This is a genomic window from Bradyrhizobium ferriligni, assembly GCF_056837965.1.
Window position 1 is genome coordinate 13,639 of sequence record NZ_JBXEJO010000068.1, and the last position, 26,399, is coordinate 40,037.

A 26,399-nucleotide genomic window follows, 5' to 3' on the forward strand; every position below is an offset into this window, starting at 1 on the left:
TCAGAACGTCATTTCCGAGGCCGTCTCTTATGTCCCAGACCGTTAGCGATTTCATCGTCCACCGCCTGCACGGCTGGGGCGTGCGGCACATCTTCGGCTACCCCGGCGACGGCATTAATGGCGTGTTCGGCGCGCTCAATCGCGCGGACGGCCAGATCGAGTTCATCCAAGCGCGCCACGAGGAGATGGCCGCGTTCATGGCCACGGCTTACGCTAAATTCTCCGGGGGGCTCGGAGTATGCATTGCGACTTCGGGGCCGGGAGCCTCGCATCTTACGACCGGCCTTTATGATGCGCTGCTGGATCATCAGCCGGTGCTCGCCATCGTCGGTCAGCAGGCGCGCAACGCGCTCGGCGGCCATTACCAACAGGAACTCGACCTGCTCTCGATGTTCAAGGACGTCGCCAGCGCCTATGTCGTCCAAGCCTCTACGCCCGCGCAGGTGCGTCATCTGATCGACCGCGCGGCGCGCATCGCGTTGGCGCGGCGTACCGTAACCGCGATCATCCTTCCGAACGACCTTCAAGAAGAGCATTACCAGGATCCGCCGCGCGCCCATGGCACGCTACGCTCCGGCATTGGATACGCTCCGCCTCGTGTCATCCCGCATGAGGCCGAGCTCGAACGCGCCGCCGCTGTTCTCAATGCCGGAAGGAAGGTCGCGATGCTGGTCGGCGCGGGCGCGCTCGGTGCGACCGACGAGGTCATCGCGGTTGCCGAGCGGCTGCAGGCGGGCTGCGCCAAGGCGCTGCTTGGCAAGGCCGCGCTACCCGACGATCTTTCCTGGGTCACCGGCTCGATCGGACTTTTGGGCACCGAGCCGAGCTACGACTTGATGATGGAATGCGACACGCTGCTGATGATCGGCTCCGCCTTCCCCTACTCGGAGTTCTTGCCAAAGGAGGGAAGCGCCCGCGGCGTTCAGATCGACATCGATGCCAATATGCTGTCGATCCGCTTTCCAATGGAAGTTGGCCTTGTCGGCGACGCCGCCGAGACATTACGCGCCTTGCTGCCGCGGCTGAAGCAAAAGAGCCCAGGCGGTTGGCGCAAGTCGATCGAGGGCAATGTCCGCGAGTGGTGGACAACGCTCGAGGAGCGCGCAGGGCAACCCGCCAAACCAGTCAATCCGCAGCGTGTCGCCTGGGAGCTGTCACCCCGGATTCCCGACCGCGCCATTATCACAAGTGATTCCGGCTCTTGCGCAAACTGGTTCGCGCGCGATCTCAAGATGCGACGCGGCCTCAACGCCTCCCTCTCGGGCGGCCTCGCCTCAATGGGAGCAGCGGTCCCCTACGCGATTGCGGCCAAATATGCCGCGCCCGGCCGCCCCGTGATCGCGCTTGTCGGCGACGGCGCGATGCAGATGAACAACATGGCCGAGTTGATCACAGTCGCGAAATACTGGCGCCAGTGGAAAGACCATCGCTGGATCGTTTGCGTGTTCAACAACGAGGATCTAAACCAGGTAACCTGGGAGCAACGGATCGTCAATGCCGATCCGAAATTTGAGGCCTCGCAGCGCATCCCTGATGTCTCCTATTCCCACTTTGCCGAGATGATCGGGCTCCGCGGCATCTATGTCGATCGGCCCGATCTGGTCGGATTGGCCTGGGAGCAGGCGCTGGCGAGCGATGTGCCCGTGGTGCTGGAGGTGAAGACCGATCCGGAGGTGCCGCCGCTCCCACCGCACATCACGTTGGAGCAGGCCAAGAACTTCTCCATTGCGCTCGCCAAGGGCGATCCCAACGAGGTTGGCGTGATCCGCGGCGCCGCTCGACAGGTGCTGGAGACGATCCTTCCGGGCAAGGCTGACGGCGCTTCATAAGGCTCGATCCGAGTATTTCACTCAACCAGCGTCTTTCTGGCCATGAGCGATCCCTAAAAGCTGAACGGCGCCGGCTGCCGTGGTCGTCGCATACCGGCCACGCGACCTCCGTCGGCGTCCAGGCAATCAAGGTCTGCCCTGGTCAAACCTTCCATGGCCTGCCGACTGGTGCGTTCGCCACCAATAGGAACCGCCTCGGAGTCGGACGCTTGACGAAACGATGTTGTTGGATTGCGCGATGGCCACTTGCCTCGACAAACACCCCACGGAAGCGCAGATGAAGCATAAAAGCTTGGCCGACCCGACGGGCCTCTATCCGAAGCCGCCGTTCAAGAGGCAGTCGCAACCATGGCCCGGGCTGGCGAGCCAAATGGAACCGCGTCCGGACCACGGTGAAACGACCTACAAGGGATCGGGCCGACTGGCAGGCCGGAAGGCGCTCATTACGGGCGGCGATTCCGGCATGGGCCGCGCGGCCGCCGTCGCGTTTGCGCGCGAAGGCGCCGACGTTGCGATCAACTACTTCCCGTCCGAGGAGCCAGACGCGCGGGACGTGATCGCGCTGATCAAGGCGGCAGACCGCCGCGGCCTTGCGATTCCCGGCGACCTCAGAAGCGAGTCGTTCTGCCGGGAGTTGGTCGCGCGCGCCGTGGAGGGCCTGGACGGTCTCGACATTGTCGTCTGTAACGCAGCCCGCCAACAATCGCGCGAGTCCATCCTCGACGTCTCGTCGGAGGATTTCGATGCAACGATGAAGACCAACGTCTACGCGCCGTTCTGGATCATCAAGGCCGCGCTGCCGCACCTCAAGGCTGGCGCTTGCATCATAGGGACGACCTCCGAGCAAGCTTACGATCCTTCGCCCGAGCTATATGACTATGCCCAGACCAAGGCTGCGACCATGAACTATGTGAAGTCGCTGGCCAAGCAACTCGGTCCGAAGGGTATCCGGGTCAACGGTGTCGCGCCCGGTCCGATCTGGACCCCTCTGCAAGTCTCCGGCGGCGCGTCGATGGAAAAGCTCGAACAGTTTGGCGGTCAGACGCCGCTGGGCCGGCCTGGCCAACCCGTCGAGCTCGCCTCGATCTATGTCCAGCTGGCTGCGGGCGACGCCAGCTATGCGACCGGCCAGGTCTACGGATCGGCAGGCGGATCGGGACAGCCATGAACGGCCGACCGCGAGCACCGGGACCGTCACTTTGGATTGGGATCGTCGAGGCCCTTGTCCGGATTGTTCAATCGGCTCGCGCGGGGAGCATTTCGGCACCGACACTGTCGCCATGAACCACAGCGCCAAATGACGGCCCGCGGCGAGATGACGTGGATACACCAAGCCTTCCGGCTCCAACGTCTCGGCTTCGTCCGCTCGCTTGCCATGCGTCGACGGTGGATCTGGACTTTCTCCGTGGGCGCAGCCAGCCGGTCGATCGTCGCCTTCTGCTGCGCGCGACTACTAACGTTGGAGACCTCGGAAACATTGATACCCGCAAAAATTCCATTGTTCTAAAGCAACATCCACGTGGCCTCAGCGGCAAATGTTCCAGTTGCTGGAACAACAGCACTCCATTCCCGTTCAGATAGCATGCGGATCCTGAAGCGAGCGCCTTGCCTTCGGGCTATTGCTTCCGCTGATCTGAGGACCGCTACGGTGCCATAAAAGCCTCCGGTGGCGATGCTCTAGGAAGTATCTACTTCTTGGCATCGCTCATAAACTCCAGCACGGAACGTCGGGAACGAGCTCACACAAGTTTCGTAAGCGAGCACCTTCATGTTCGACGTGCCAACGCACGACCATTTTCTCACATGGATCGAGTATGTCCCCATCCAAAGACAAGGGAAGCCCCGATCGCCCCCGTGGAAGCAAATCGTTGCTGATCGTTTTGGCCTTGGGATTTGCTGTCTTTTGTACGGCCGCGGGCACTCTTTATTACGTTTTGGAGCCGACGACGCTCCGGATCGCCGTGGGACCACCAGGTAGTGAAGACGAACGGGTAGTTCGAGCCATGGCCGAGGCTTTCAATGACGAAAGCAGAACGGTCAGGCTCTCTTCGATCACGACCGCTGGAGCGGCGGAATCACTCGCGTTACTGGATCTCAACGAAACTGATCTTGCCGTTGGTCGCGCTGACCTAAGCATGCCTGCCGACGCGCAGACCCTCGCCGTTCTGCGGAAAAACTACGCAGTTCTGTGGTCGCCGTCGGGTCCCACATCAAAGGGTTCCGGAAAGAAGGCGTCCGCGAAGATCAGAGAGGTCGGCAATCTGTATGGGCACAAGGTCGGCATCATTGGCAGGACGGCTGCCAACGTGGCGCTGTTACGGGCGATCCTTAGCGGTTCCGGCGTCAATCCGGATAAAGTTGCGACGGCACAATTCGGCACTGAGGAACTCGAGAGGCTTGCGCAAGACCCGAGCCTCGACGCATATTTATCCGTCGGCCCGCTCGACAGCAGCATTACTGCTAACGCTATCGCAGCTACCGCCCGATCGCGCGGACCGCCGAAGTTCCTTTCCATCGAAGCGTCAGAGGCCATCGCTTTAAAGCATCCTCGCTACGAGGCCGAAGAGATCCCGGCAAGCGTTTTCAGCGCGAACCCAGCTTGGCCGGACGACAAGATCGACACGATCAGCGTCAACCATCTCGTCGTGGCCAAGAAGGCGTTGTCAGAATCGAAGGCAATAGCGTTCTACCGACAACTCTTCGCCGTCCGCGATACGATTAAGCAGCGTGTAGCCGGCGCGACGCACATTACCAAGCCCGAAACGGAAAAGGAGACTGAGCCGTCCGTACATCGGGGCGCTGCGGCCGTCATTAACGGCACCGAGCGAACGTTTCTGGACAAATACAGTGACTACTTCTGGTTCGTTCTTCTTCTCCTCTCCGGAGTAGGTTCAGCCGCCGCCTGGCTACGCCGTTATATGAACCGCGACGAACGGGATGAGACCACGCGCCATCGCAACCGCATACTTGCCGCGGCTTCCCAGGTCCGCACGGCTCAATCCGAAGAGGACTTGTTAGCTTCGCAACGCGAAGTCGACGCGATCATAGGAGAGACGCTTGCGTGCTACGATGACGGTGCAATCGAACAAGAGGACTTGGCCGTATTTGGCCTTGCCCTTGAACTCTTTGATCATGCAATCACAGAACGGCGAGCAGCCGTGCAGAGCGGTCGACCGGATCAACTTGGGGCACCAGGGCCTTCTCTTGCATCTCGCCGATAGCGTCGAGCTTTCAAGCTGGCCGCATCGAGGTCGCGATTAGGCCTCGGTTCTCTCGCTCTCGAACAGCGGTCGATGCTGTGGGGAAACTCCGGTCGAAGCTGAAGAATGTGAGCTGATCAGCCGGCTGTCGACCGTAGGGCTAAGAAAGAAGTTTTCGCCAAACTAGCAGCGCATCATCGGGCAGGAGCCAAAGAGGTGAGTGCGCGATCAACAGGGCCGAGACCTAGGGCGTGTACTCTTAAATCCCGGACCATCCGCTGTGGAGCTATGAGCGGACCAAGATCGGCCAACGCCGGGATAACGGCTAGTGACCCAAATCGGAAGAACAACCTCGGAGATCCCCAAGAATCATATGACGGGAGGTACCCGCGAACCTAGAGCGTCGATTCTTTGCCGCAGATGATCAACCAGGCATTCCGCGCCAACAGTCATGCAGCCATCATGCCCCCACGGCACTTGAACGACCTCGAGTTGAGAACAGAGATGCCGCCAATTCCGTCCCTCGTGTTCCGCCGCGTAAAACGCAACGGGGATCTCGAGCGATGATGGAAGATATGGCGCCATCGCCATTGAATAAGCGTCCCACAGAGCCGGCGAAATCCTGCCCTTGGCGGTCCATACCGGTTCGCTCGTCGAACGCTTGGCGTCTCGCTCCTGCCGCGCCAGGCGCTCAAACATCCTGCGTAAAAAGTAGCGCGAGACGATCGGCTTCATCAGCCTGACGATCGCTCGGGTCGCCGGACGGGCATTGACCGTCGGCGGGTCGATCATCGCGACCATATGGACACTGTGTCCGGTCGCCACCAACTGACGAGCGGCTTCGAACGCCACCATGGCGCCATTGCATTTTCCGCCAAGAAGGAAAGGACCGCTGGCCTGCCGTTCCAGGATAAGCGGAAGGCGATCGGCGGCCATTCGCTCGATTGAGGCTGGGATCGGTTCTCCACGAAGTCCGTGGGGATCGATGGAGATGATCGGATAATCGGGCCCCAAAAGTTCGACCATCCGCCGTAGGCCGGTGTGGCCGGATCTAAGGTCCCCATTGAAAAAGTACAACGGAGGCCGATTGCCACCCGTATGGAACTGAGCGATCGGCGTCGGCGGCGTGTGAGTTTCCTCCTCTAATTTCCGGGCAAGCTGTCGGATGGTTACCGCCCCAAACAGAATCGTTTCGGGGACCGCCTTGCCGATCAGCTGTTCGAGCTGAAGCAACATTTCCATCGCCAGGAGGGAGTCACCACCGCTTGCGAAGAAATCATCGTCGGGCGTCACGGCATCGGACTTGAGCAGCCGCCGCCACAGCATCAGCAATTCAGCTTCTATTTTCATTGGTTTTTCTTTGACGGTGTGGGGCACGGGCATCAAAACCTGATGACCCGACCGCCCGTCGAACAATTCGCGCAGCTGTCGCCTCTCAACCTTTCCCGTCTCTCCCTTTGGCAGCTGGTCAAGGATCAGGATGTGACGCGGAATCTTGAATGAGGCCAGCTTGCATTGCAGGAACTGACGTAGCTCCGCCGGTGTCGTCTGCGCGTGAGGACGGGGAATGATGGCGGCTGCGATGTCCTCGCCAAGACGTGGATGCCGGATTCCGAAGGCTGCGGCCTCGGCTACGGCCGGATGGCTCAACAGCGCGGATTCGATCTCGGCGGGCGCAATCTTCTCACCGCCGCGGTTGATCAGTTCATTCATGCGGCCGTGCAGGGTCAGAAAGCCGTCTCCGTCGCAGCTGCCGATATCGCCCGTGCGAAACCGTTTAAGTATCAAGCAAGCAAATCATTCCCACAGGCGGTGTTGGAATTGGTGATTACCCCGGGATAGTCAGGTGGTGCGCCAATCCGCCGCGGACTGCGGTGGAGCGCGACATCCCAACAGGACATTGAGTGGCGCCGTGACTGCACCATGCATCCGAATGCCATGAACGAAGTTCCGGGAACGAAAGTAACCGGTTCGAAATTGTCTCGCAGCTTGGAGTGACGCCGATGTGCGAGAGATGCGCCGAAGAAGACGAGAAGATCGCGCACTACACCGCACTGCTGCGAAATATAACCGACCAGCAAGCTCGCACCGCCATCAAAGCCTTGATCGCGAAATTCGAGAGCAACAAGCTCGAATTCCATCCGGCTAACACGACACCATAAAACTACGGCTTCGGAAAAAATAAGCACTCTATAACTTGGCGCCGGCGTCTCTTATCAGTTTAAGCGGTTCCATTGATCCGGCCCTCCGGCTCTCGACCGAATCTGCCCGGTCACTCAAAGGCACCCCGCCGCCGGATACATTCATCGGCCGCAAAACGTACGAGCCTTTGCCGCAAGAAGAAAGCACGTATGGCGAAGAAAAGGACCGTGGGCGAGCGACTGAACACCCCAGCGAAGCGGGCACGAGCCAGGATGGTCCGATTGAGCGCTAAACTAAGGCGGATCAAATTGGAGGCGACGAAGTCCGACAATCGCCCCGATCTGCAGAATCACGACCCCGCGAGGGATTCCCCGCTGAGGCCGGGTCGACGTCATCCCCTAGCCACGCAGGCTCGCGAAAAGCGGCTGGAGGATGGTCAGCGCTGATTGCTTGCGCTGGCGATCGAGCGCCGCCGCTTGGTCGCCCACGGGCGACATGCCGAGCGCTTCCGCGTTCACGCCAGAAACCTGCGGCAGCGCTGCACCGCGAATTGCATCAGCTCGAACGACCTTGCGGGACCTGCGAGGCCGGCTTCGGGATCATCTCGGGATTCGCGCCGAGTGCGCCCGGCTTGAGGAACGTCACCTGATCCTGATGCGCCCAGAACGCCGCGCCCTGTTCGTCGTCGTCGAAGAACGTTCCGCGCTCCGCGGCAATGCCACCCTTCGCGGTCGCGTTCATGATGTGCATGATCCGCGACATCCACTCATTTGACCATCGGGCGGAGTCTTTCATGGCGCGGACGATACCGTAGAAGCTGTTTTTGTTGCGGTCCCGTTTGCCGGTCATGCACTGGAACGAGAAATGTCCTGCACACGGCGCCTCGCCGATCTCAGGCAGCACCGATCCAAGATAAGCCTGCCGGTCAACCTTGCGCGTCGACTTGGTGAACCGCAGCTTGCCGCCGGCGAGCTTCGCCTTCGCGCTCAGACCCTTGAATTCGTCCTCACCCAGCGTCAGGCTGTTTTCGCCGGTCGGGTCGGTCGGATCCAGCACCAGGTAAACCGCGACGCGCTCCTACCATTGCGCGCGAACCAGCGTCACGCCGTCGTCGTCGTCCTCGCCCTCGCCGATCCCATCCTTGTCATAGAACCGATTGTCGTTCTCGTTGGGCTTGCCCTCGTCCTTGGCGCCGACGTCATCAATCCAGGAGGCGTGATAATCGCCGTCCTCAAACGGCCTATCGGGATCGCCCGGGCAGAGCGCCTTGGCCTCATCGAGCGGCACGCCGCGCCGGATGTGGATGACGCGGCGGGCATCCTTGAGGTTTCGCTTCGACGCGCCGCCAACGGCCGAAAAATGCAGCTGCTGCAACATCACTCGCAGCTATCTATCCTGCTGTGCTCTGTGCCAAAGGAAAAAGATGAGCCTCGGCGCATCGGGTTCATTCTCCAGGCAAAGCCGACAGAATAGAGACACCACGCTCGCTGCCGCCCCGGTGAAAAGGTCGCCAACCCAGCCGACGTGACGCTCCCGACGCTGTATGGCACAAACTGCATAATGCAATACGGAACTCCTCCGTCTGCCCGGCGTTTGCGGGCAGGCTCGGATGTTGGGATCGCGAAGACATGAAATGGATTCTGGTCGTATTGGTGGGTGGCGTAGCACCGGTTCAAACCGACCTTGTGTTCGAGAAGCTGTCGGATTGCCTCACCGCCGAGGTACAGTTGCAGCAGACTTATGCGAACGCCTACACCGCTTTGCGTCAACGCTCGATGGATGACGACCAGTTCGAGAGGCACCGTAGCCGCCACCATCGACGGGCTCGAGGAGACGCGACCGGAAAAGTTGCGAATGCCGGGACCTGTATTCCGCATGCGGGGACTGATCAGCCAATCACCTCCCTAGATCAACCACCGCCGGCGCCCCAGGCTCCCGCGCCTTCGCCAAGTCCAAAGCCATAGAGTCAGGACCACGGCCCTCCGGCGCAGCTATGGGCCAGCAACGGACCTTATCGATTACGATTGATTAATCGACGCGCCGTTTGTAATGAACTCTGGAGGGCTGCCCCAAGACGGGAGGTCGAGATGCCAACGTCATCTCACCTGCGGTGGTCGACCGAGATGCTGCCGGAGCGCTCGCGGTTCTCGACGTTCCGTGAGGAGTTTGCGCGGCTGAACCTCGCGTTGGACGTGATAGACCACAGCGGTGGCCGCCCGCGTATCGACGTTACCCACTTGCAGCTTGGCGCGGTTGGCGTTTGCCGCCTTGTCGCCACGCCGGTAGAGTTTGTCCGTCACAAGCACCACCTCAAGGATAGCCGTGAACAATTCGGGCTGAACCTCGTCGAGGCTGGACCGGTTCAATTTGCTAATGCTGGCCAAGAGCATGCCTATGACGTCGGCTCCGCTTGTTTGGTCGATCGGGGAAGGCCGCTGCGTGTATTTGGACCGCGTGGGGGGAGCGTCAAATTCGTAACCGTGCAGGCTGCCGCCCTTAGGTCTCTGGTTGCCAATCCGGAAGACCTATCAGGTCGGCCAGTGCGTTCTGGACCGGCGCTGAGACTTCTCAACTGCTACCTGCGGTCGCTCGCATCCTTCAAAGGACCTCCGTCATCAAAACTGGCCGCCACCGTCGGCGTACATCTCCTCGATCTTGTAGCCGCGACGCTCGGGCCGACCGATCAAGCAACAGGCATCGTTACGGAGCGCGGTGTGAAAGCAGCAAAGCTGCAGGCAATCCTGGCGGAGGTCGCGCGACGCTGCAGCGATCCCAATTTCGATCTGAACAAGATCGCTGGGACGATCGGCATCTCGCGGCGATACGTGCAAAAATTGCTCGACGAGGGGACCGGAAAGTCGTTCACCGAGCACCTTGCAGGATGCCGGCTTGAGCGTGCTTTTGCGATGTTGTCGGACCCACACTATCTGCATTTGGCCATCATCGATATTGCGTTTGCAGTCGGCTTTGGTGATGTTTCTTATTTCAATCGCACGTTCCGCCGGCGCTTCGGCGAGACGCCATCGGGCGTGCGCGCAGCATCGACCATGCAGGAGCAGAAGTGATCCTGCGACCCCTCACAGTGCGCCGGCGATGCCGCTGAAACGCGGCGGGATCCTAGATTGAAGAGCACGCCTAGACGCTCTGCCACGAACCACCACCCGAGCTGCGACTTTCAGCGAGAGGCGACCTAGCTTAGTCTGCAATAAATGCCGCACGATCGAGGTGTGCCATGGCCGAAATATTGGTCCGCGTAGGCATCATCCTTTTAGGTATCTGCCCTGTCGCGATCGCAGCGATTGCGATGTTCCTCTAAAGCTGGCAGCCTTTCATTGCGAGTCGGCTGGCGTTGGACTAGCCGCGTAGAGGGCCCCGGCGACTGCCTCCTGGCCCCCAAAAGTTGCCGGGGCTCTCGCCAATTCCATAGATTGAGCGATGAAATACGTTGGCGAGCGCCCCTACTCCGTCCCCGAGAAAGCCGCCCGCAGGCTCATGGAGCCCGCCCGCGCGTTTGAGCCGATCCAGGACGGCAGGATCTACATCGAGAAGATCAACCACCCGATGATCTACCAAGACAAGGCGACGCCGGCCGAATACTGGGCCGGCTTGCAGTACGCCAAGAATCAGGGCTGGCTCGAGTACCACGAAAGCGGGACATCGTAAGAATGCTAACCGGCTGGAAGCAACCTTTTCGCGTGATAATGTAGGCGAGCTGAGCAGCTTGCAGGCCAGGCTCATGCCTACCCTGGATGAACAGATAGCGCTGGCCAGAAAGCACGTTGAGGATGGGCGCCGCATTTGTGGCCAACTAGCGCGAGCGCATTGCGAGCGGCAAGACTTACAATGAGGCGGAAGCCCGGGAGTTGCTCGATCAATTGAGCGGGCGCAGGCACTATTCGAAAGCGCCCTAAAGCGGCTGTTGGATCAGCGGGATTCAAACCGCGGGACCGAATAAGAGAAAACGACCGGGCAAAGATCTGTTCGCCTGACCAAGAGCCACTGGGCCTATCGCCGCTGCCGTTCTGACATGACGTACCAATATCCGGTCCCAACCGCAGCAGCCGCGCTGAGCACTCCAACGACTGCGACGATGTCCTCTATCAGCTCCATGCGAGCCTCTTACCCCTTCAGGGGTATTAAACTTTTTAGGTCTTCGTGCAGACATACCCTAGCCAGGATTTTGCGGATCCTTCCTGGGGCTAGACCGGCGCCGCCTGCATGCATTTTAAGCGGGCGGCGTTGTGCTTTTGGTAAGGTCCCAATTTGAAATTACCCCCGTGTTCTCCGTGGGTGAACGGAGTTTCGAATTCCGGTGAACAAACCCGTTAGCAACTGCAAGGAAAAAAGCCCCCGGCGCGCGGCCGGGGGTAATGGGAGTTTTTCCTATGCGTCAACCAAAAATCGGGGCGTGACCCGATGATCCAGCCTTAGCAGGCGTCTTCGGAAATTGCCACTTTTTCCCGTCACCTTGACGCCGCCATTGAAGTGAGGTTCAATTCGACCCCTCGGCTCTCTCCAAGCCGAGAGCCCCTACCGCACAAGGCGAGGCCCCGGAGAAGCGCCAAACCGGGGCCTTTGCTGCGGATTGGCGTGCGCATTTAAGCGGTCGGCGTTTGTGCTCTGATCGGGCAATGCGCGTACTGGCTCTCAAGCATCTGCTTCACGGCCGGCTGGTATCGATCGATTATATATAGTGAAGATCTAAAACTAGACGTCACTGTAAAGACGAAAACGAACTCGCGGCGCGGCTCACAGGTAAAACCATTTTAGGGTCGCGCCGTCATTCCCTTACAGCATTTTGGGCAGTTCATGCGGCGGCAACGCTGCGGCCAACTGCGGGTTCCTACAGCGAGACCTAGGCGCGTCAGAGTGAGATAGACCTAGCTCGAGTTCTCGATGAGCCTCCTCATAACTATCAGCCGAGCGACGACCGCAGCCTCCGTGCGTCCATTCTTTTGCGCAATTTCACGCTGCGTGAGGTTCGTTTCCCGGATTAATCGCAATAACCGCTGCTCGTCCTCTTGGGACCATGCTGGCATTGGAACTCTCCAAAATTGCTCCGCACTTAAATACCGGAATGAATTGCAGATTTTGGCTGCTGCGTCCGTCCGGTGTCTTCCGGCCTGTCTTGTTGCAGCTTACGAGTGTTATCCTGCCGGCATCACCGGCCGAGGCTCTGCCCGTAGGCGTCGGTGGCTGAGAGACCGAGAGCGCTGCCGCCTGCACTGAGCGAGGGAGCGCGGCTATGGCCGATCAGCGCGATATTGCCCCAGAACTATGGTTCGAAAAGCTCGCCAGGGAGTCGCGCAGGATGATTCAGTGCGCCATGGAGATTCTGAGCGACAACTCGCCCGACACCTTCCTCGGCCGCAAGACCTATGAGCCGTTCCCGCAAGAGGAAAGCCAATGCGGGAACGCCTAGCTGACGAGGCCATGCGCCTGCGCTCGCAGGCCAGGTACTCCCCCGTCAGCCAGGAAGAGGCCTTGCTTAGGAGGGCCCGGCAAGATGAGACGGCAGCCCATTTAACCGAGTGGTTGATGACCCCCGGTTCGCGGGAGTGGATAGGTCGCTCGCCATGATCAATCATCCCCAATTCGATTCCTACCCGACGGCGGCGCGCGTCTGTCTCGGCGCTGCAATTTTTAGCAGGACCGTCCTCGCTGCGCTGGTGACCAGCATCATCGCCTTCTGAAACGATGCGTGAAAGTGAGGCCTCCTCAGTTGGCGGCCTCTTTTCCGGGCCACGCTCGCTTCTCGCTGGAAGCCCTATTTGGACCTCGTTGAACCGTGTCCGCTCATGCCGGTGCTTGATGAGCCAGTCGTCTGACCGGGAGCATATCCAGACGCGCCGGGTCTATCCGACTTTGACCCCTTCGCCTGCATTTCTTGCCCTGGAGCGTATCCGGAAGCGCCGGGGTTTCCCTTCTTGGATCCTCGGTCCTGCATCTCGTGGCCCGGCGACTTGTTGGAGACGCCCTGCGCGAGAACGACAGTTGTTGAAGTCATGAGGCTTGCCGCTGCGAGTGTGATGATCGTGCGCTTCATTTTTGTCCTCCAGAATGAGCCCCAGCAACCAACCGCTTGTCGACAGTGGCGTTCCATAAATGCTCAGCGTCGGGCCGCAGCGTCTGATGCTGAGGACATGAACGGTTGATGAACGGTCTGTTCACTGCGCGAATATGAGAAATAGTCGCTAATGCGAGCTCGTTGCCAAAGGAGGATTAGGTTCGATGATGAAAAGATTCATGATACTCGGATTTCTCGGATGCGCCTTTGCGCTCGCTCCGATCTTGCCCACGTCGGCTATGCCCGTCGCAACGCCTAACGCGATGGGCACTAATGGAGAGATTATTCAGGTGAGAGGGGGACATGGGCACGGCTGGGGCCATCACGGTGGGCGCGGACATCATTACGGTTGGGGACGCGGCCGTCACTATGGATGGCACCGGGGGCCATCACTACGGTTGGCGGCATCATCATCACAGCCGCTGGTAGTGATTCTACTGAAAGGCGGTCGTTGAGATGGGGCCCGGACGCCTTTTGCATTCCGGGCCTCTGGTAGTCGACTAGCGGCGGCCGCGCTTCTTCGCTGGTGTCGACCCGAGCCGACGCTCAACTCGATTACGGCTGGTGCCGACCTTCTTGACGGCCTTCTTCACCGATGCGGCTCGCCGCTCTTCTTCGCCTCATAAATCACCTCGTAATCCCGCCCGCCGGCGAAGTGCGCGCGGTCTGCTTCTTCGCTTTCTTTGCCATTCAGGCCTCCCAACGCGCCGCAAGCTCAGCGAGCAGATGATCTCCCCAGCGGCGCTGGAGCGCGCCCGTGCGAGCGCCGAACAGAGAAAGGCGTTCCGGATCATCGTGGTGCCGTAACACTGCACGGTGATTCGACTCAGAGCTCCCGCGCAACTAAATTCGTCATTGGCTCAGTTGCGTGGACTGGCATCATGCGTCGGTCCAATTGGACACCCTCGATCGTTCCGTCGACGGATCAGACCGTCTACCTGGTCGCCGACGACTTCGGAAAAATCGGCCGCGCCTGGCGCGAGGCCGACCTCGAGGCCACCGATCTCGAGACGGTGATCCAGCACCTGATGGGTGGCGAGTATTCCGACCCGATCCGGGTGATCGGCTTCAACGCCGCCGAGCGCTGGAGCGAAGACGTCTCCGAAGATATTGCGCGCGAGATCCAGCGGGGTGCCGGCAGCCCTACAGGGCTTTGTCGATCGACATCTCGGCGATCGCCGGCAACTGACCCTACGGCTCGTTTGAGGCCTCAGCAATCACGCAGAGCTGGCTGTTAGAGAACCGAAGCAAAAAGTCAGGCTAAGCAGGCATCTATTCGGTAGGCGGCGCTTCTCCCGAGATTAGGCTCGAGCATCACAACGGGCGCGTGGCCTTAAGATCGCTTTTGATCTCGGCACCGAGGCCATTTGTCAGCGCGGATCGAATCTGTCGGGCGTGCGTGATGGCGCCTCAGCGGCAACCACGCGTTTGGATTGCAATGCATGGTACTATAGTTGCCGTGACAACTCCGTTCCCGCGCCTGTGCCTATGCTCTTATTCCTGTCGTGCGTTCCGCGGCCGAGCAGGCTTATCAGAGTTTCAGATAGTTAACGGGTGTTATGGAAACCCACCTTCCGCGGGGTCATTGTCAGCTCATCACCGCACGGCCCTCGGTAACTAGCGGTGACGAGAACGCCGTCACCGCGCTCCCGCCCCACACAAACAGGAGCAGCGTTATGACTAGCAAGCGGCGTCGTTTCAAACAAACCCAATCACTAGGAGAGCGTCTGACTGACGAGGCCATGCGCCTGCGCTCGAAGGCCAAGGCGCTACCTCCATTAGCCAAGAAAGAGGCCCTGCTCAGGGGGGGCCGGCAAGACGAAGCGGTGGCTCATCTGACCGAGTGGCTGATGTCCCCCAGCTCTGCAGGCGCCAATGTAGGCCGCCCATGATTAACCAGCCTCACTTCGACCCCTATTCGAAGGCAGCGCGCATCTTTCTTGGCGTTGCGATATTTAGCGCGACAATGCTTGCCGCGCTGCTGACGAGCATTTTCGTTTAATCAGGCCGCCCCAGTTGGCCGGATAACGGCCCCAGCACTTCTGGGGCCTGGAGGCGACTGCCGGGGCCGCTGCCGCGCAACCGATCCTGCCCGCCGCGCTGATTCGTAAAACCGCCATCCACTATCTATCTCTCAGCGAGTCCTAAAGCGGGACCAAGCCGATGTCTGAAATCGAGGTCTACACGGGCCGCTACGAACGCGAACATGGCCGCCCGCCGTCCGGACGCCGGGTTTGGCATTCACCCTGTCTCCGAGACCGGAGCCCTGCTTTACGAGGTCAAGCTCAACGAGCAGATGATCTACCAGGCGGCGCTGGAGCGTGCCCACGCGACCGCCGAATAAAGAAACGCATTCCGGATCATTGTGGAACCCTAGGGCTGCACAGTCATTTCGAGGCGAATTCCACTGAGCGCTGATCGAGAAGGTGCCCCGGGCCTTCGGGGGCGAGTGCCGGGCACCCTTCGAAGGTGTCGTTCGTAACGACTCCTTCATGGCCGACCCGAGCCGACGCTCAACTCGCTTGCGGCCGGTGCCGACCTTCTTGACGGTCTTCTTCACCGATGCGGCCGACTTGCCGATCTTCCTCGCCTTATAGTGCACCTCGTAACATGAGGAAGGGACCGTTGACGCAACTGGCGGTGCCGATTGATTCGAGACCGCATCATGAAAGCGAGGGATCAGCTTAGTGTTGAGATCCATCAAGTGCGGACCGTACGGCAGCCGCAAATTCGGCCGGCCTAAACGGCTTATACAGCAACATGGCTTTCCCGACGGCCTCCTCGATTGCAGACGTATCAGAATAACCACTGACGAAGAGAATTTTCAGGCCAGCACTTAACTGCCGGGCGTGTATCGCCACCTCTGCACCATTCGCGCCAGGCATACCAAAATCCAGCACGAGCAAATCCGGTCGATAATCTCTCAAGAGCTGCAGTGCCGCTTCCCCACTTGCAACGTCTCTCACGCGGTAACCAAGGTCGGACAGAACGCCGGCCATGATCTCGCGGACATCAGAATCGTCATCCACGATTAAAACCGACTCGGAGCCTCGCGGCACATTGCTCGGACCGGCATTCTCGCCTTGGGCTTCCGCGAGAGCGATAGGTAAAGCGATGCTGATGCGCGTCCCCTTGCCCACGGTTGTATCGATGGTAACGTCCCCGCCGATTTGCCGAACGATACCGTATACCTGAGATAATCCCAGCCCCGTCCCCTTGCCCGGCGGCTTGGTCGTGAAGAATGGGTCGAATGCCCGAGCAACCACTTCCGGTGGCATGCCGGTTCCCGTATCAGCCACGCAAACGACCACTCGCTGCGGATTGGTCGCATCTGATTTGGTCGATATCGTCAGTGTCCCACCACCGGGCATGGCGTCGCGCGCGTTGATCGACAGATTGAGGATAGCAAGCTCAAGCTGATTTGTATCAGCCAGCGCGTGCGGCAACCCTTCGAACAGGTCGGTTTCGACCGTAATTTCTGCACCCAGCGTCTGATTAACAAGCGCACCCATGCCCGAAATCAAGGCATTCAGATCAACCGGCGCGGTCGCCAATTTCTGTGTCCGGGAGAAAGCCAATAATTGCGCCGTAAGCTTTGATCCTCGTTCCGCTGCCTTGAACGCGTGCTCCGCCTGGCGAACGATGCGAGGATCGGTTGCGCGCATGCGGATCATGTCAAGATTTCCGACGACTGCGGTGAGGAGATTGTTGAAGTCGTGCGCTAGGCCGCCGGTCAATTGACCGATCGCCTCCATCTTCTGCGATTGCACAAGTGCAGCTTCAGCACGTTCGCGCGCTTCGATTTCGCCTCTCAGCTTAAGGTTTGCTGCTTCCAGATCGGTTACGCGATCCTTAATGCGTTGCTCTAAGCTCGCGTTGAGAGCGCGCATTGAATCTTCGGCGGAACGTATCCGTAACAGTGCATTAACCGCAGCAGCTAGTTCGAGGGGTTCTGCCGGCTGCACAAGATAGGTATCCGCGCCTGAATCAAGACCGCGCGTCCGATGGACCGATGTCGTAAAGGTGGATGACGTCATCAACACCATTACATCCGGCCACTTCTTCTTGATGAAGGAGCAGACGTCATAGCCGGTGATGTCAGGAAGCTCGACGTCCAATAAAACTATTGGCGGCCGTTCGGCCTCAATCACCCGAAGCGCTTCCGCGCCGGTTCGCGCTTCAATAACAGTAAAGCCATGTTCCTGAAGATCGCGCGTCTTGACGTAGCGAGGCGCATCTTGGTCATCGACGTTAACAACGACAATGTTTCCGCGCTCGGTCACGATGCCCCCTGCGTTGCGTCGCGAAGGAAGAGCGAAACGTTTTCGCGAGAAATGGTGTTCTTGGAAATCACGCGGGTGCCTGCCGGAAGTCGAGCCTTCAGCTCGGCATTCACATTAAGAGACGTCGATACGATCACCGGAGTTACACTTGTCCGGCTATCGGCGCCTAGCTCCTGGAGCACGGTAAATCCGTCCACGGTCGGCATCTGCAGATCGAGAATGATGACGTCAGGTCGCTGCTCACGCGCGACCTTGAGGCCTTCGTCCCCGTCAGAGGCTTCAATAAACTCATAGCGGGGTTCATTGCTGATGATCTGGCGCATTACGTAGCGAAACGTCTCATCATCGTCTATGAGCAGGACGCGTTTGCGAGCGTTGTCGCCAGCGCGTTGGCGCCGCAACGGATCCCCGCGCTCGGGTGGGATCGAGAGGGTGAAAACCGACCCCTGCCCGAGCACGCTTTCAAGGAGCAACTCGCCTCCCAGCAATTCGGCTAGCGACCTGGACAGCGGCAAACCTAGACCAGTTCCCTTGACGCGTTTCTGGATCTTCGTATCGACCTGAGAAAACTCCTCAAAAATACGACCATGATCCTTTGGCGCGATGCCAATTCCAGTATCTCGGACTGAGAGATTGACGCGCTTCGCATCGGTATCGAAGGATGCGGTTACCCTAACTTCGCCCTGTTCGGTAAATTTTAGAGCGTTTGAAATGAGATTACGCAGTATCTGCGTGACCTTCGCCTCGTCGGTGAAGAGATTTGGGACCTTGTCCGGAATATCGAAGATCAATTCGACCGCCTGGCCGGTCAACAAGGGTCTCAGCGCGCCGCGCAGGCCGCCGAACAGCTCGCCGACCGTGAAGGCCGATGGTTTAATATCGACCTTACCGGCCTCGACCTTGGCGAGATCGAGCAGATCGTTGACGAGTTCGAGCAGGCTCTCGGCGGAACGGCGGATGTAGCCCACTTGCCGCTCCTGCTCTGGCGTCAAATCACCATCGATCCTATCGAGCAATAGCCGGGACAGTGCCAGCACCGAGTTGAGCGGCGTGCGAAATTCGTGGCTCATATTCGAGAGAAATTTTGTCTTGAGCTCGCTGGCATGCCGAAGCTGCTCTGCGCGCTCGTCCAATTCGGCGTAAAGCGCAACAACGCCCCGATTGGTGTCGCTGAGCTCCTGGTCGAGCTGCTTGCTTTCCTCATCCTTGCGGCGGATTTCGTCCAGACTCTGTAACAGCTCGCGGTTTTGCTGACGCAAAGCTTCCAGCGGATCGGATGAACTATCCCGTTTCAGCGTGGCGGACGCATCCCCAAGTTTTGCGCGGGTGATGGGGGGAGCGCGACGCGGCAAATCATGGCCGATCTCAACGGTGGTACCTTTGCCTAGCTTGGAGTCAATCCTGAAGTGATCCATCAACCGGCGGGCACCGAGGATGCCAAGACCCATGCCGCTCTTTGAACGATACTGCCCGTCGAGAATGGTTTGGACATCGGAGATGCCCGGCCCCTTGTCCGAAATCCTGACGTAAAAGACTTGGGGTGTGGGTGCCGGGTCGAGGATGAATTCGGCGCGCCCGCCGCCCGCGTAACTGAAGGCGTTTCGGGCCAACTCAGAAACGGCAGTCGCTATCCGCGTTTGATCCTGACGTTCGAAGCCCAATAGCTCCGCTAGCCGATGGGCGCGCTGACGAACGGTAACAACGTCGGCCTCGCTTTCGATCGGGACCGTAACGATCGGCCATAGCTTGCTGTCCGCGGTCATGCCTTTCACCATTTTGCGACCAGCACAGTTGAATCGTCCCGGTGCCGCGTCAGGTCTCGATAGAGAACCGCAGCTATCAACGTCGGGTGTTTGGTAGCGAGACTTGGATAGCGGTCCATTGTCCATGACGAGGCGATTCCGTCGGAGTGCAGGATTACGAGGCCGGCCGTGAAGGGATAGTCGAAGGCCTGAATCTTACGCACATTGTGACCGGCCGTGCCCGGCATCGACACCATGCGCCGTAGCTCGCCATTGGTGGAAATGACTCCGGCGACGTTCCCTACTCCCGAATAGATCACCTTGCCCGTTGCGGGCTGATAGCGGGCCACCGAAACTGCCGCCCCGCGGGTAGCCCTGAGGCCGCCATGGATATAATCGAGCAGCACCGGGGCTCGGTGCCCGTTGAACCGGTGAAATAGCCGGACCGCCTCGACAGCGGCCTCGGCGGCTTCCGGACCATGGCCGAGCCCGTCGGCCACCAGGACGGTGGTTTCCTCTGACCCGACCGACACGCCCCACGAATCGCCGCACACCTCTTCGCCGGGCTTCGCCACTGACACCGCGCCAATTCGACTTGCATCGATCGATCCGTCCGGTTGCCCGGGCTTAAGGCGCGCCAAGACCGCCGTACCTGCGCCGGGCCATGAAGCCACTTCGACGAAATGAGATTGACGCGACACCGCGCCGAGGCCGTTCCCCGCCGTTCCGGCGGTGGAATATCCATCCGCCATGCTGGCGGCAACGTTTGAAATTCCAGGGCCTTTGTCTAGCGCAATCAGTTCGATGCCGCTATCCGGTCCCTCGCCGTATGGGCCGACGAGGATTTCGCCACCTTTTCCGTGCTTGAGAATATTGGTTGCGAGCTCGGTTGCGACCAGCGCCACCCGCCCCGCATCGGAATTGCCGAACCCCTGGCGCTGCGCCATCTCTGTCGCCGTTTGCCGTGCTTCCGATACTTGGCTTTGGTCCTGCACGGCGAGAGCGATCATCAGGCTACTTCCAACGCGCAATGGCGACTTTGGTGCCCTCGCCCGGCTTAGAATGAATGAAAAATTCACTGGAGAGTCTTCGGGCACCCCCAAGGCCAAGGCCCATGCCCTTGCCGGACGTATAGCCGTCCTTCAACGCCTCCTCGACGTCGGGGATACCGGGACCCTGGTCCTCAAAGGTCAGCCGAACGCCGCGGCGGCCGGCTCCTTCGATCAGCTCTGCAAGCACAAATCCGCCCCCGCCATAGTCCAATGTATTGCGCGCCAGCTCACTCGCCGCTGTGATGACCTTGGTCTGATCGACAAGGCTCAGACCAGCCTCCAGGGCCAACGTGCGAGTCAATTGACGAACGCGCACGACGTCATCTGACGACCGGATATCGAGCCGCTCACTCCTCAACGTCATCCTCTTCGGAATCTGCCGTCTTGAGCCGCGCCTTGATCAACGCCATGCCGCGCTCGACATTGAGCGCCGTCTTAACGCCTGTCAGCGATAGCCCCAGCTCGACCAAGGTGATCGCGACCGCCGGTCGCATGCCAACGACCACCGTATCCGCATCTAAGATCCGCGAGACGGCTGCGATATTGTCGAGCATGCGACCGATGAAGCTATCGACAATTTCGAGCGCTGAAATGTCGATAAGAACGCCCTTGGCGTTATATTCGACGATCTTGCTCGTCAGATCTTCTTCCAGGGCTGTGGCGAGACGGTCATGCATGTCAACCTGAATGGTGACCAGCAATGCATTTCCGAATTTCAGGATTGGGATACGATCCATCGCTACTGAGCCTTTTGGGCTGGCTTCGCGTTGGCCGCGGAAACGTCGACCGCTTTCCTAAGCTTAGTCACAGCTCGGCCGGTCCGCTCGAGCGCGACAGCAAGTGCGTCCGCCAAGCTCGCTTTAGAAATGACATTCAGTTCGACGCCCAAATGAACCATGGTCTGAGCGATCTGCGGCCGGATACCGCTGATGATGCAATCAGCGCCCATCAATCGGGCCGCAGCGACCGTCTTGAGGAGGTGTTGCGCAGTCAACGTATCAACCGTTGGTACACCGGTGATGTCGATGATCGCAATTTCAGCTTCGGTATCGACAATGGTTTGAAGCAAATTCTCCATCACGACTTGGGTTCGCTGGCTATCCAATGTGCCGATCAAGGGCAACGCGAGAATGCCATCCCATAGTTTCACGACCGGCGTCGATAGCTCGGCGATTTCGCGCTGTTGCCGAACGATGACCTCCTCTCGGCTCTTTTGGAAGACCTCGAGCGTGTAGATTCCGAGTTCGTCGAGCAATATCGTTGTTGACCACGTCAATTCCGCCGCCTGAGCCGGCGACAGTGTCGTAACGCGATTGAGCGCATTGAACAGCGGCTGCTTTAGCGAGAAAACAAAAGTTGCGGTCTCGCTTGGCGAAAAGCCTTGGAGCGCGCGAGAGCGAGAGAGATCGCCGAGAAGTTGCTTGGCCGGTCCGTAGGCCGGATTGGCTGCATCGTTTCCGCCCTTGGCGAGGCCGTCTCGTAACAGATGCAGGAAGTCCCGTGACTGAGACAGAAGCTCTCCCTCGGTGATCCGACCGGTCTGCAGGGTGCCGGATCTCTTCTGCAAATCAATCCATTCGGGCAGGATGGTCTGCTCGTTATTGTCGACTAATTCAGCGAGGGTGCCGATATTTGCAGCCATTGCATGTGCTCCGAGAGGCTTGATTTTCACGCTTTATCCGGCGCCGGAACCGATGGCAATGGAAGACAAGGCTCAACCTGCGGGTCAAGTCTAGCTTGCGAACTAACATGGGTTACTTTGGGAGGATGACCGGTCGGCTCGAGCGCGCCTGCGCCTGCCCGACGAAGGGTTCTCCACCTTATGCGACACCGAGCCGGCGCCCGCAAGTGCGGCGGTACTGTCGTGCCCTACCCAAGTCAACGCTCTGATCCTCTACCAAGACGGGCCGACTTGAGTATTGGACAGGCCCAACGCGAAAGATCGGTCCGGCCAGAGTACAAGAGCGTATCGGTCGCGTGAATGCGGCGGTGGGGGATTGGAAAGGATAGGTCCCAGCGCCCGGAGTAAGGGGCGCTGGGACTAATGGCGAAGGCCTGCTTGGGGGCAGGGTTGCGCCGTCGTCGATTGCGTAATTTTCCTGGACAGGACTCGTTCCTACTGAGTTGCCAATTTCTTTTGGCCAGCATCGTCCAAGCCCGCTCTCGGTTGCGCATGATTTCGCGCGATTACGCTGCGAAGGCGGCAAAGCACCGTTCACGAAGTCGCCGATCCGGCCGGCATCTCGGACGATCAATGGCGCGGGTCAAGGCGACGGATGCCGACTGAATATCTTCGGCTGCCGGGCGGCTTCATCCATCTCTCGAAATCAATAGTTCAATCGTGAATACTGCTTCGGTCTCCGGTACGGGTGGCGGTTGGGCGATGAGCCCCTACAACGCCGCCAAGGCCACCGCGCGCCTTAGGCCAGCCTTCTCGCAAAAAGGCCCGCTAAAGCGGGCCTTTCGCTTACACAGCTTAGCAGCTCAATGCATCTGACGACATAGTTAGCCGCTCCAGGCCGTCTCAGAGCAACCTACTGCTCGGTACAGACCTTGGTGGTCTTCACGGCAGACTCGGCTTCGGTCTTGGTCTTGTAGACGCCGTCGCCCACGACCGTCGTTGTGGTGGTCGTCGGCTTGGTGTCGACAACGGTGCACTTCTTTGTCGATGCGTCGCGCACAATGTAAAACTCGGCGGCGCTGGCGGCCTGGGTGCCGAGAGCAAAGGCGGCAAGAGCGCCGCATACGATCAACTTCTTCATAATGTCCTCCTTCAGTGGATGCTCATAGTGCGTCCCAACGGCGGATTTCGAGGGAAGTTCCACTTTTTCCCGATGCGTAGTTCTGGCAGGCTTGAAGTCGAAGTCTGCACGCGCCCCATCGTTAATTTTTCGAGCAAGCTGCAGCTATTGCCAAAATATCCCGAGTTGGAACTAGCCGCGTCAAGCATTGTTGTTGGCCACCACATTCAGGGAGTTTTCGGATGAACAGGCATTTACTATTGGCCACTACTGCGGCGGCCGTGATCGCGACATCGGCTTTCGCGCAAACCTCTCCAGGCACTTCGAACTCAAATCCGCCAGTCGCGCAGCGTCAGCAGGATTCCAGATCGACGGCGACGCCCCCCTCGAGCACGATGCCGTCGTCCTCCGCTGCGACGTCTTCGGGACACGCTCAGGGCAACGCCACTTCAACCAATTCTGCTCAAACTCAGTCGTCCCCTTCCGCAGCCCAGAGTGCGACTGGTCAATCATCCCAGACCGGCGCCAACACTGCGCAGACACCGGCCTCGGGCAACTCGCCAAGCCAGGCGCAGACCAGCCAGCCGTCGAACCAGGCCAACCCGCCGTCAAACCAGGCGCAGACCAACTCGCCTTCGACCGGTCAGGCTCAGAGCGCAAATCCGCCGGCGTCGAACAACAGCAATCAGGCCCAGTCGCCGACCGGTAGCAGCTCGACTAACACGGCCCAGCAGCCGAACAGCCAGCGGGAATCGGCCGACCGTTCGTCGAATACCAACGTGAACGCTGCCGTCAACATCAACGACCAGCAGCGTACCCGCATCAGCACGTCGATCTCGCATCTCAACGTCCAGCCGCTGACGAACGTGAACTTCTCGCTATCGGTCGGCACGGCCGTGCCTCGGGACGTGCGCCTGCAGCCGCTACCAGCCGAGGTCGCCGAAATCGTTCCGCAGTATCGCGGCTACAACTTCGTCCTCGTGAAAGACGAGATCGTGATCGTGGAGCCTTCCAGCTACAAGATCGTTGCGGTCATGCCGTATTCGGGCCGCTCAACGGCGGCGGCACCGGCGCACTCCGAGCAGCGCAAGACGACCTTTAGCGATCGCGATCGCGAAGTGATCCGAAAGAACGCCAAGGCGCGCCCAGTCGAGCGCGAGCGGCGCACCACCGGCAGCACGGTTCGCACCGAAATCCGAACCGGCGAGCGCGTGCCAGACGACGTTGAGATCGAAGCATTCCCCGACGAGGTCTATCGAGACGCGCCGACCTTGCGAGAATATCGGTACATCAATCGCGACAGCCGTACCTACATCGTCGAACCGCACGAACGCCGCATCATCGAAGAGATCGACTGATCTCATCAGAAGAGGAGACAATCATGAAGATCATCGCCCTGGGCGTCCTCGGCGCCGCCCTTTTGGGATCGGCTGCGACCGCAGCTCCCCTCAGCCCCTCCGCCGTCAGCTCGCCCGAACTCTCCGGCATTCGCCAGGTCCGGCTCGTCTGCAACGAGTACGGTCGCTGCTTCCGCAGCCATGGTCCCCGCTACGTTCAGCGCTATTACGGCGATGACGGCTATGTGGTGCGCCGGAGCTACGGTTCCTACGGCGGACCCGCCTACTATGATCGCAGCTATGGTTATTACGGCAGCGGCCCGGGCGTCGGCTTCAGCTTTGGCACCCGCGGCTGGTAGCCGCTACACAGGGGCCGCTCCTTCGGAGCGGTCCCTTCTTTGCGGTAGCAGTGTGGCGGTCCGACCTCGACAAGAGATCACGTCTTGAGGAAGCAGCGCGAATTCTTCGTCGGCGTGACTCCTAACCACACGGTCGGCATCCTGGGGAGCACTCGAGGTCTGCGCCACAGAGCGTCCGACTAAGTTACTAGGCGCGATTGTTAGGAAAAACTGGAAACATCGGCCCGAGCGCGAGTTGCCTTCACGGTAGTTTTCTTGCTGGAGCCGATACATGGTCGACGACGTCCCGCTCAGAAGCGTGGTGGATACGGTTTGGTGCCTCTATCGGGCAAAACATCGCGATGTCGACATTGCGGACAGCCGTCGTTGTCTGCTCGAGCGTCACCTTCAAGGGAGATGGGAAGCGAACGTGAGCGAAGCCGATGAACTCACTGGATTCGGCCTGGCTTATCTCGATCGTCTTCCCAAGGACGAATGTTGAGGCTGATGGAGGAGCTCGTCAGGCACGCGGTGAGCGGCAGCGCAAGACCGGAGTGGACACTGCTGGTCATTGCTGAACTCGCTTCAGCGGCCATCGTCTTACTCCTCGGAGCGACGCTTCCTATCTAACGGATCCATGATGCGCATCGCTCAACTTGCTCCCCTCGCTGAAAGCGTGCCCCCGAAGCTCTACGGAGGCACCGAGCGCGTGGTGGCGTGGTTGGTTGACGAGCTGGTCGGGCTCGGACACGACGTCACGCTGTTTGCAAGCGGAGATTCCAAGACGAAGGGCAAGTTGCATCCCGTATGGCCGCGCGCCCTGCGCCTGGGACGTAAGGGCGTCGATCCCAGTGCAGCCTGTGCCATGCTCCTGGAATCCGTTGCGCGACGCGCGAAGGACTTCGACGTGATCCACGCTCACATCGATTGGCTGCCGCTTCCGCTGCTTGGCCGGCTCTCCGTGCCCTTCCTGACCACCATGCATGGCAGATTGGACCTCCCGGGCCTTCCTGACGTTGTGCGCCAATTTCCGGACGCGGGATTCGTCTCGATCTCTGAGCATCAGCGGCTGCCGCTTCCGGGGGCGAACTGGATCGCGACAATTCAGCACGGGCTGCCGCCGCATCTCTTCAACCCGTCGAATGAGCAGGGATCCTATCTCGCGTTTCTCGGCCGCTTCACCGCGGAGAAAGGTCCCGAAGATGCAATCCGAATCGCACAGGCGGCTGGAAAGCCGCTGCGAATCGCGGCCAAGATTCCTCGGGGCGAGACCCGATACTTCAAGAAAACCATTGAGCCGCTGATCGATGGCCGAGCGGTTCACCTGGTGGGGGAAGTCGATGAGGCAAAAAAGCAACCTTTTCTGGCCGAGGCGGCGGCCCTCCTGTTTCCGATTGATTGGCCCGAGCCGTTTGGTCTCGTCATGATCGAGGCCATGGCTTGCGGAACGCCCGTGATCGCCTACCGATCCGGCTCCGTGCCGGAAGTTGTAGAGGACGGTGTAACGGGCTTCATCGTCGAGAATGTAGACCAGGCGACAAGAGCGGTGGCCGAGCTCGGTCGGCTGGATCGGAAGACGATACGCGCCCGGTTCGAGGCGCGCTTCTCCGCGAGCCGGATGGCGAGAGAGTACGAGAAAGCCTACCGCGGCCTAATCGCCGCCTGAAG

At 59.8% G+C, this 26,399-nt stretch carries 23 protein-coding genes and 2 pseudogenes; 12 read left to right on the top strand and 13 right to left on the bottom strand.

Annotated features, from left to right (window positions below; all coding sequences use genetic code 11):
* Positions 1-29 precede the first annotated feature (29 nt).
* The 3 genes from AC1VNY_RS32295 (at position 30) to AC1VNY_RS32305 (ending at position 5,050) form a co-directional block, all read left to right on the top strand.
* Positions 30-1,829 (top strand): thiamine pyrophosphate-requiring protein, encoded by a 1,800-nt coding sequence (locus tag AC1VNY_RS32295; protein WP_482408203.1) that lies wholly within the window; start codon positions 30-32, stop codon positions 1,827-1,829.
* A 277-nt stretch (positions 1,830-2,106) separates the two neighbouring features.
* Positions 2,107-2,997, top strand: a complete 891-nt coding sequence (locus AC1VNY_RS32300) for an SDR family oxidoreductase (RefSeq protein ID WP_482408204.1) — start codon at positions 2,107-2,109, stop codon at positions 2,995-2,997.
* 646 nt (positions 2,998-3,643) lie between these two features.
* Complete coding sequence (locus tag AC1VNY_RS32305) at positions 3,644-5,050, top strand: TAXI family TRAP transporter solute-binding subunit (protein ID WP_482408205.1); 1,407 nt, start codon at positions 3,644-3,646, stop codon at positions 5,048-5,050.
* A gap of 348 nt (positions 5,051-5,398) precedes the next feature.
* Here the strand turns inward: AC1VNY_RS32305 and AC1VNY_RS32310 are convergent, their stop codons facing one another.
* From AC1VNY_RS32310 to AC1VNY_RS32325, 4 genes are all read right to left on the bottom strand, one after another.
* Complete coding sequence (locus AC1VNY_RS32310) at positions 5,399-6,742, bottom strand: AMP-binding enzyme (protein ID WP_482408206.1); 1,344 nt, start codon at positions 6,740-6,742, stop codon at positions 5,399-5,401.
* Between the two features lie 71 nt (positions 6,743-6,813).
* Positions 6,814-7,170 carry a hypothetical protein gene (locus AC1VNY_RS32315; RefSeq protein WP_482408207.1) on the bottom strand — a complete coding sequence of 119 codons (357 nt, stop codon included), beginning with the start codon at positions 7,168-7,170 and terminating at the stop codon, positions 6,814-6,816.
* Between the two features lie 556 nt (positions 7,171-7,726).
* Positions 7,727-8,227 carry a portal protein gene (locus tag AC1VNY_RS32320; RefSeq protein WP_482408208.1) on the bottom strand — a complete coding sequence of 167 codons (501 nt, stop codon included), beginning with the start codon at positions 8,225-8,227 and terminating at the stop codon, positions 7,727-7,729.
* Between the two features lie 21 nt (positions 8,228-8,248).
* Positions 8,249-8,548 (bottom strand): hypothetical protein, encoded by a 300-nt coding sequence (locus AC1VNY_RS32325; protein ID WP_482408209.1) that lies wholly within the window; start codon positions 8,546-8,548, stop codon positions 8,249-8,251.
* Between the two features lie 710 nt (positions 8,549-9,258).
* Here AC1VNY_RS32325 and AC1VNY_RS32330 point away from each other — a divergent pair.
* The 3 genes from AC1VNY_RS32330 to AC1VNY_RS32340 all read left to right on the top strand — a co-directional run bounded on the left by AC1VNY_RS32330 (position 9,259) and on the right by AC1VNY_RS32340 (position 12,593).
* Positions 9,259-10,236: a helix-turn-helix transcriptional regulator gene (locus AC1VNY_RS32330; RefSeq protein WP_482408210.1), complete on the top strand. Its 978-nt coding sequence runs from the start codon at positions 9,259-9,261 to the stop codon at positions 10,234-10,236.
* A 370-nt stretch (positions 10,237-10,606) separates the two neighbouring features.
* Complete coding sequence (locus AC1VNY_RS32335; protein WP_482408211.1) at positions 10,607-10,834, top strand: hypothetical protein; 228 nt, start codon at positions 10,607-10,609, stop codon at positions 10,832-10,834.
* 1,582 nt (positions 10,835-12,416) lie between these two features.
* Positions 12,417-12,593 carry a hypothetical protein gene (locus AC1VNY_RS32340; protein WP_482408212.1) on the top strand — a complete coding sequence of 59 codons (177 nt, stop codon included), beginning with the start codon at positions 12,417-12,419 and terminating at the stop codon, positions 12,591-12,593.
* A gap of 1,145 nt (positions 12,594-13,738) precedes the next feature.
* Here the strand turns inward: AC1VNY_RS32340 and AC1VNY_RS32345 are convergent.
* Positions 13,739-13,941, bottom strand: a pseudogene (locus AC1VNY_RS32345) (DUF3606 domain-containing protein).
* Between the two features lie 178 nt (positions 13,942-14,119).
* On the opposite strand from AC1VNY_RS32345, the gene AC1VNY_RS32350 reads away from it, so the two are divergent.
* Entirely contained in the window at positions 14,120-14,476 is a 357-nt protein-coding gene (locus AC1VNY_RS32350) for a hypothetical protein (protein WP_482408213.1), read from the top strand.
* Between the two features lie 968 nt (positions 14,477-15,444).
* Positions 15,445-15,582: a hypothetical protein gene (locus tag AC1VNY_RS32355; RefSeq protein WP_482408233.1), complete on the top strand. Its 138-nt coding sequence runs from the start codon at positions 15,445-15,447 to the stop codon at positions 15,580-15,582.
* A 156-nt stretch (positions 15,583-15,738) separates the two neighbouring features.
* Here the strand turns inward: AC1VNY_RS32355 and AC1VNY_RS32360 are convergent.
* From AC1VNY_RS32360 to AC1VNY_RS32395, 8 genes and pseudogenes are all read right to left on the bottom strand, one after another.
* A pseudogene (locus AC1VNY_RS32360) lies at positions 15,739-15,846 on the bottom strand (DUF3606 domain-containing protein); the annotation flags it as partial.
* A 76-nt stretch (positions 15,847-15,922) separates the two neighbouring features.
* Positions 15,923-17,521, bottom strand: a complete 1,599-nt coding sequence (locus tag AC1VNY_RS32365; RefSeq protein ID WP_482408214.1) for a response regulator — start codon at positions 17,519-17,521, stop codon at positions 15,923-15,925.
* On the bottom strand, positions 17,518-19,284 hold the full coding sequence (locus tag AC1VNY_RS32370; protein ID WP_482408215.1) for an ATP-binding protein: 1,767 nt from the start codon (positions 19,282-19,284) through the stop codon (positions 17,518-17,520). Before AC1VNY_RS32370 ends, AC1VNY_RS32365 begins: the two co-directional genes overlap by 4 nt.
* A gap of 5 nt (positions 19,285-19,289) precedes the next feature.
* Positions 19,290-20,273 carry an ATP-binding SpoIIE family protein phosphatase gene (locus AC1VNY_RS32375; RefSeq protein WP_482408216.1) on the bottom strand — a complete coding sequence of 328 codons (984 nt, stop codon included), beginning with the start codon at positions 20,271-20,273 and terminating at the stop codon, positions 19,290-19,292.
* Between the two features lie 4 nt (positions 20,274-20,277).
* Complete coding sequence (locus tag AC1VNY_RS32380; protein ID WP_482408217.1) at positions 20,278-20,679, bottom strand: anti-sigma regulatory factor; 402 nt, start codon at positions 20,677-20,679, stop codon at positions 20,278-20,280.
* Positions 20,663-21,052 (bottom strand): STAS domain-containing protein, encoded by a 390-nt coding sequence (locus tag AC1VNY_RS32385; RefSeq protein ID WP_482408218.1) that lies wholly within the window; start codon positions 21,050-21,052, stop codon positions 20,663-20,665. Before AC1VNY_RS32385 ends, AC1VNY_RS32380 begins: the two co-directional genes overlap by 17 nt.
* 2 nt (positions 21,053-21,054) lie before the next feature.
* Positions 21,055-21,957 carry an STAS domain-containing protein gene (locus tag AC1VNY_RS32390; protein WP_482408219.1) on the bottom strand — a complete coding sequence of 301 codons (903 nt, stop codon included), beginning with the start codon at positions 21,955-21,957 and terminating at the stop codon, positions 21,055-21,057.
* Positions 21,958-22,849: 892 nt separating this feature from the next.
* Positions 22,850-23,077, bottom strand: coding sequence for a hypothetical protein (locus AC1VNY_RS32395; protein ID WP_038959943.1), 228 nt, complete (start codon positions 23,075-23,077; stop codon positions 22,850-22,852).
* A gap of 221 nt (positions 23,078-23,298) precedes the next feature.
* On the opposite strand from AC1VNY_RS32395, the gene AC1VNY_RS32400 reads away from it, so the two are divergent.
* From AC1VNY_RS32400 to AC1VNY_RS32415, 4 genes are all read left to right on the top strand, one after another.
* Positions 23,299-24,414 carry a DUF1236 domain-containing protein gene (locus tag AC1VNY_RS32400; protein WP_482408220.1) on the top strand — a complete coding sequence of 372 codons (1,116 nt, stop codon included), beginning with the start codon at positions 23,299-23,301 and terminating at the stop codon, positions 24,412-24,414.
* Positions 24,415-24,437: 23 nt separating this feature from the next.
* Positions 24,438-24,752, top strand: a complete 315-nt coding sequence (locus AC1VNY_RS32405; RefSeq protein WP_482408221.1) for a hypothetical protein — start codon at positions 24,438-24,440, stop codon at positions 24,750-24,752.
* 271 nt (positions 24,753-25,023) lie between these two features.
* Positions 25,024-25,233, top strand: coding sequence for a hypothetical protein (locus tag AC1VNY_RS32410; protein ID WP_225646023.1), 210 nt, complete (start codon positions 25,024-25,026; stop codon positions 25,231-25,233).
* A gap of 138 nt (positions 25,234-25,371) precedes the next feature.
* The gene (locus AC1VNY_RS32415; RefSeq protein ID WP_482408222.1) at positions 25,372-26,397 is read left to right on the top strand and encodes a glycosyltransferase family 4 protein; all 1,026 of its coding nucleotides are present in this window, start codon (positions 25,372-25,374) and stop codon (positions 26,395-26,397) included.
* The last annotated feature ends 2 nt before the right edge of the window (positions 26,398-26,399 follow it).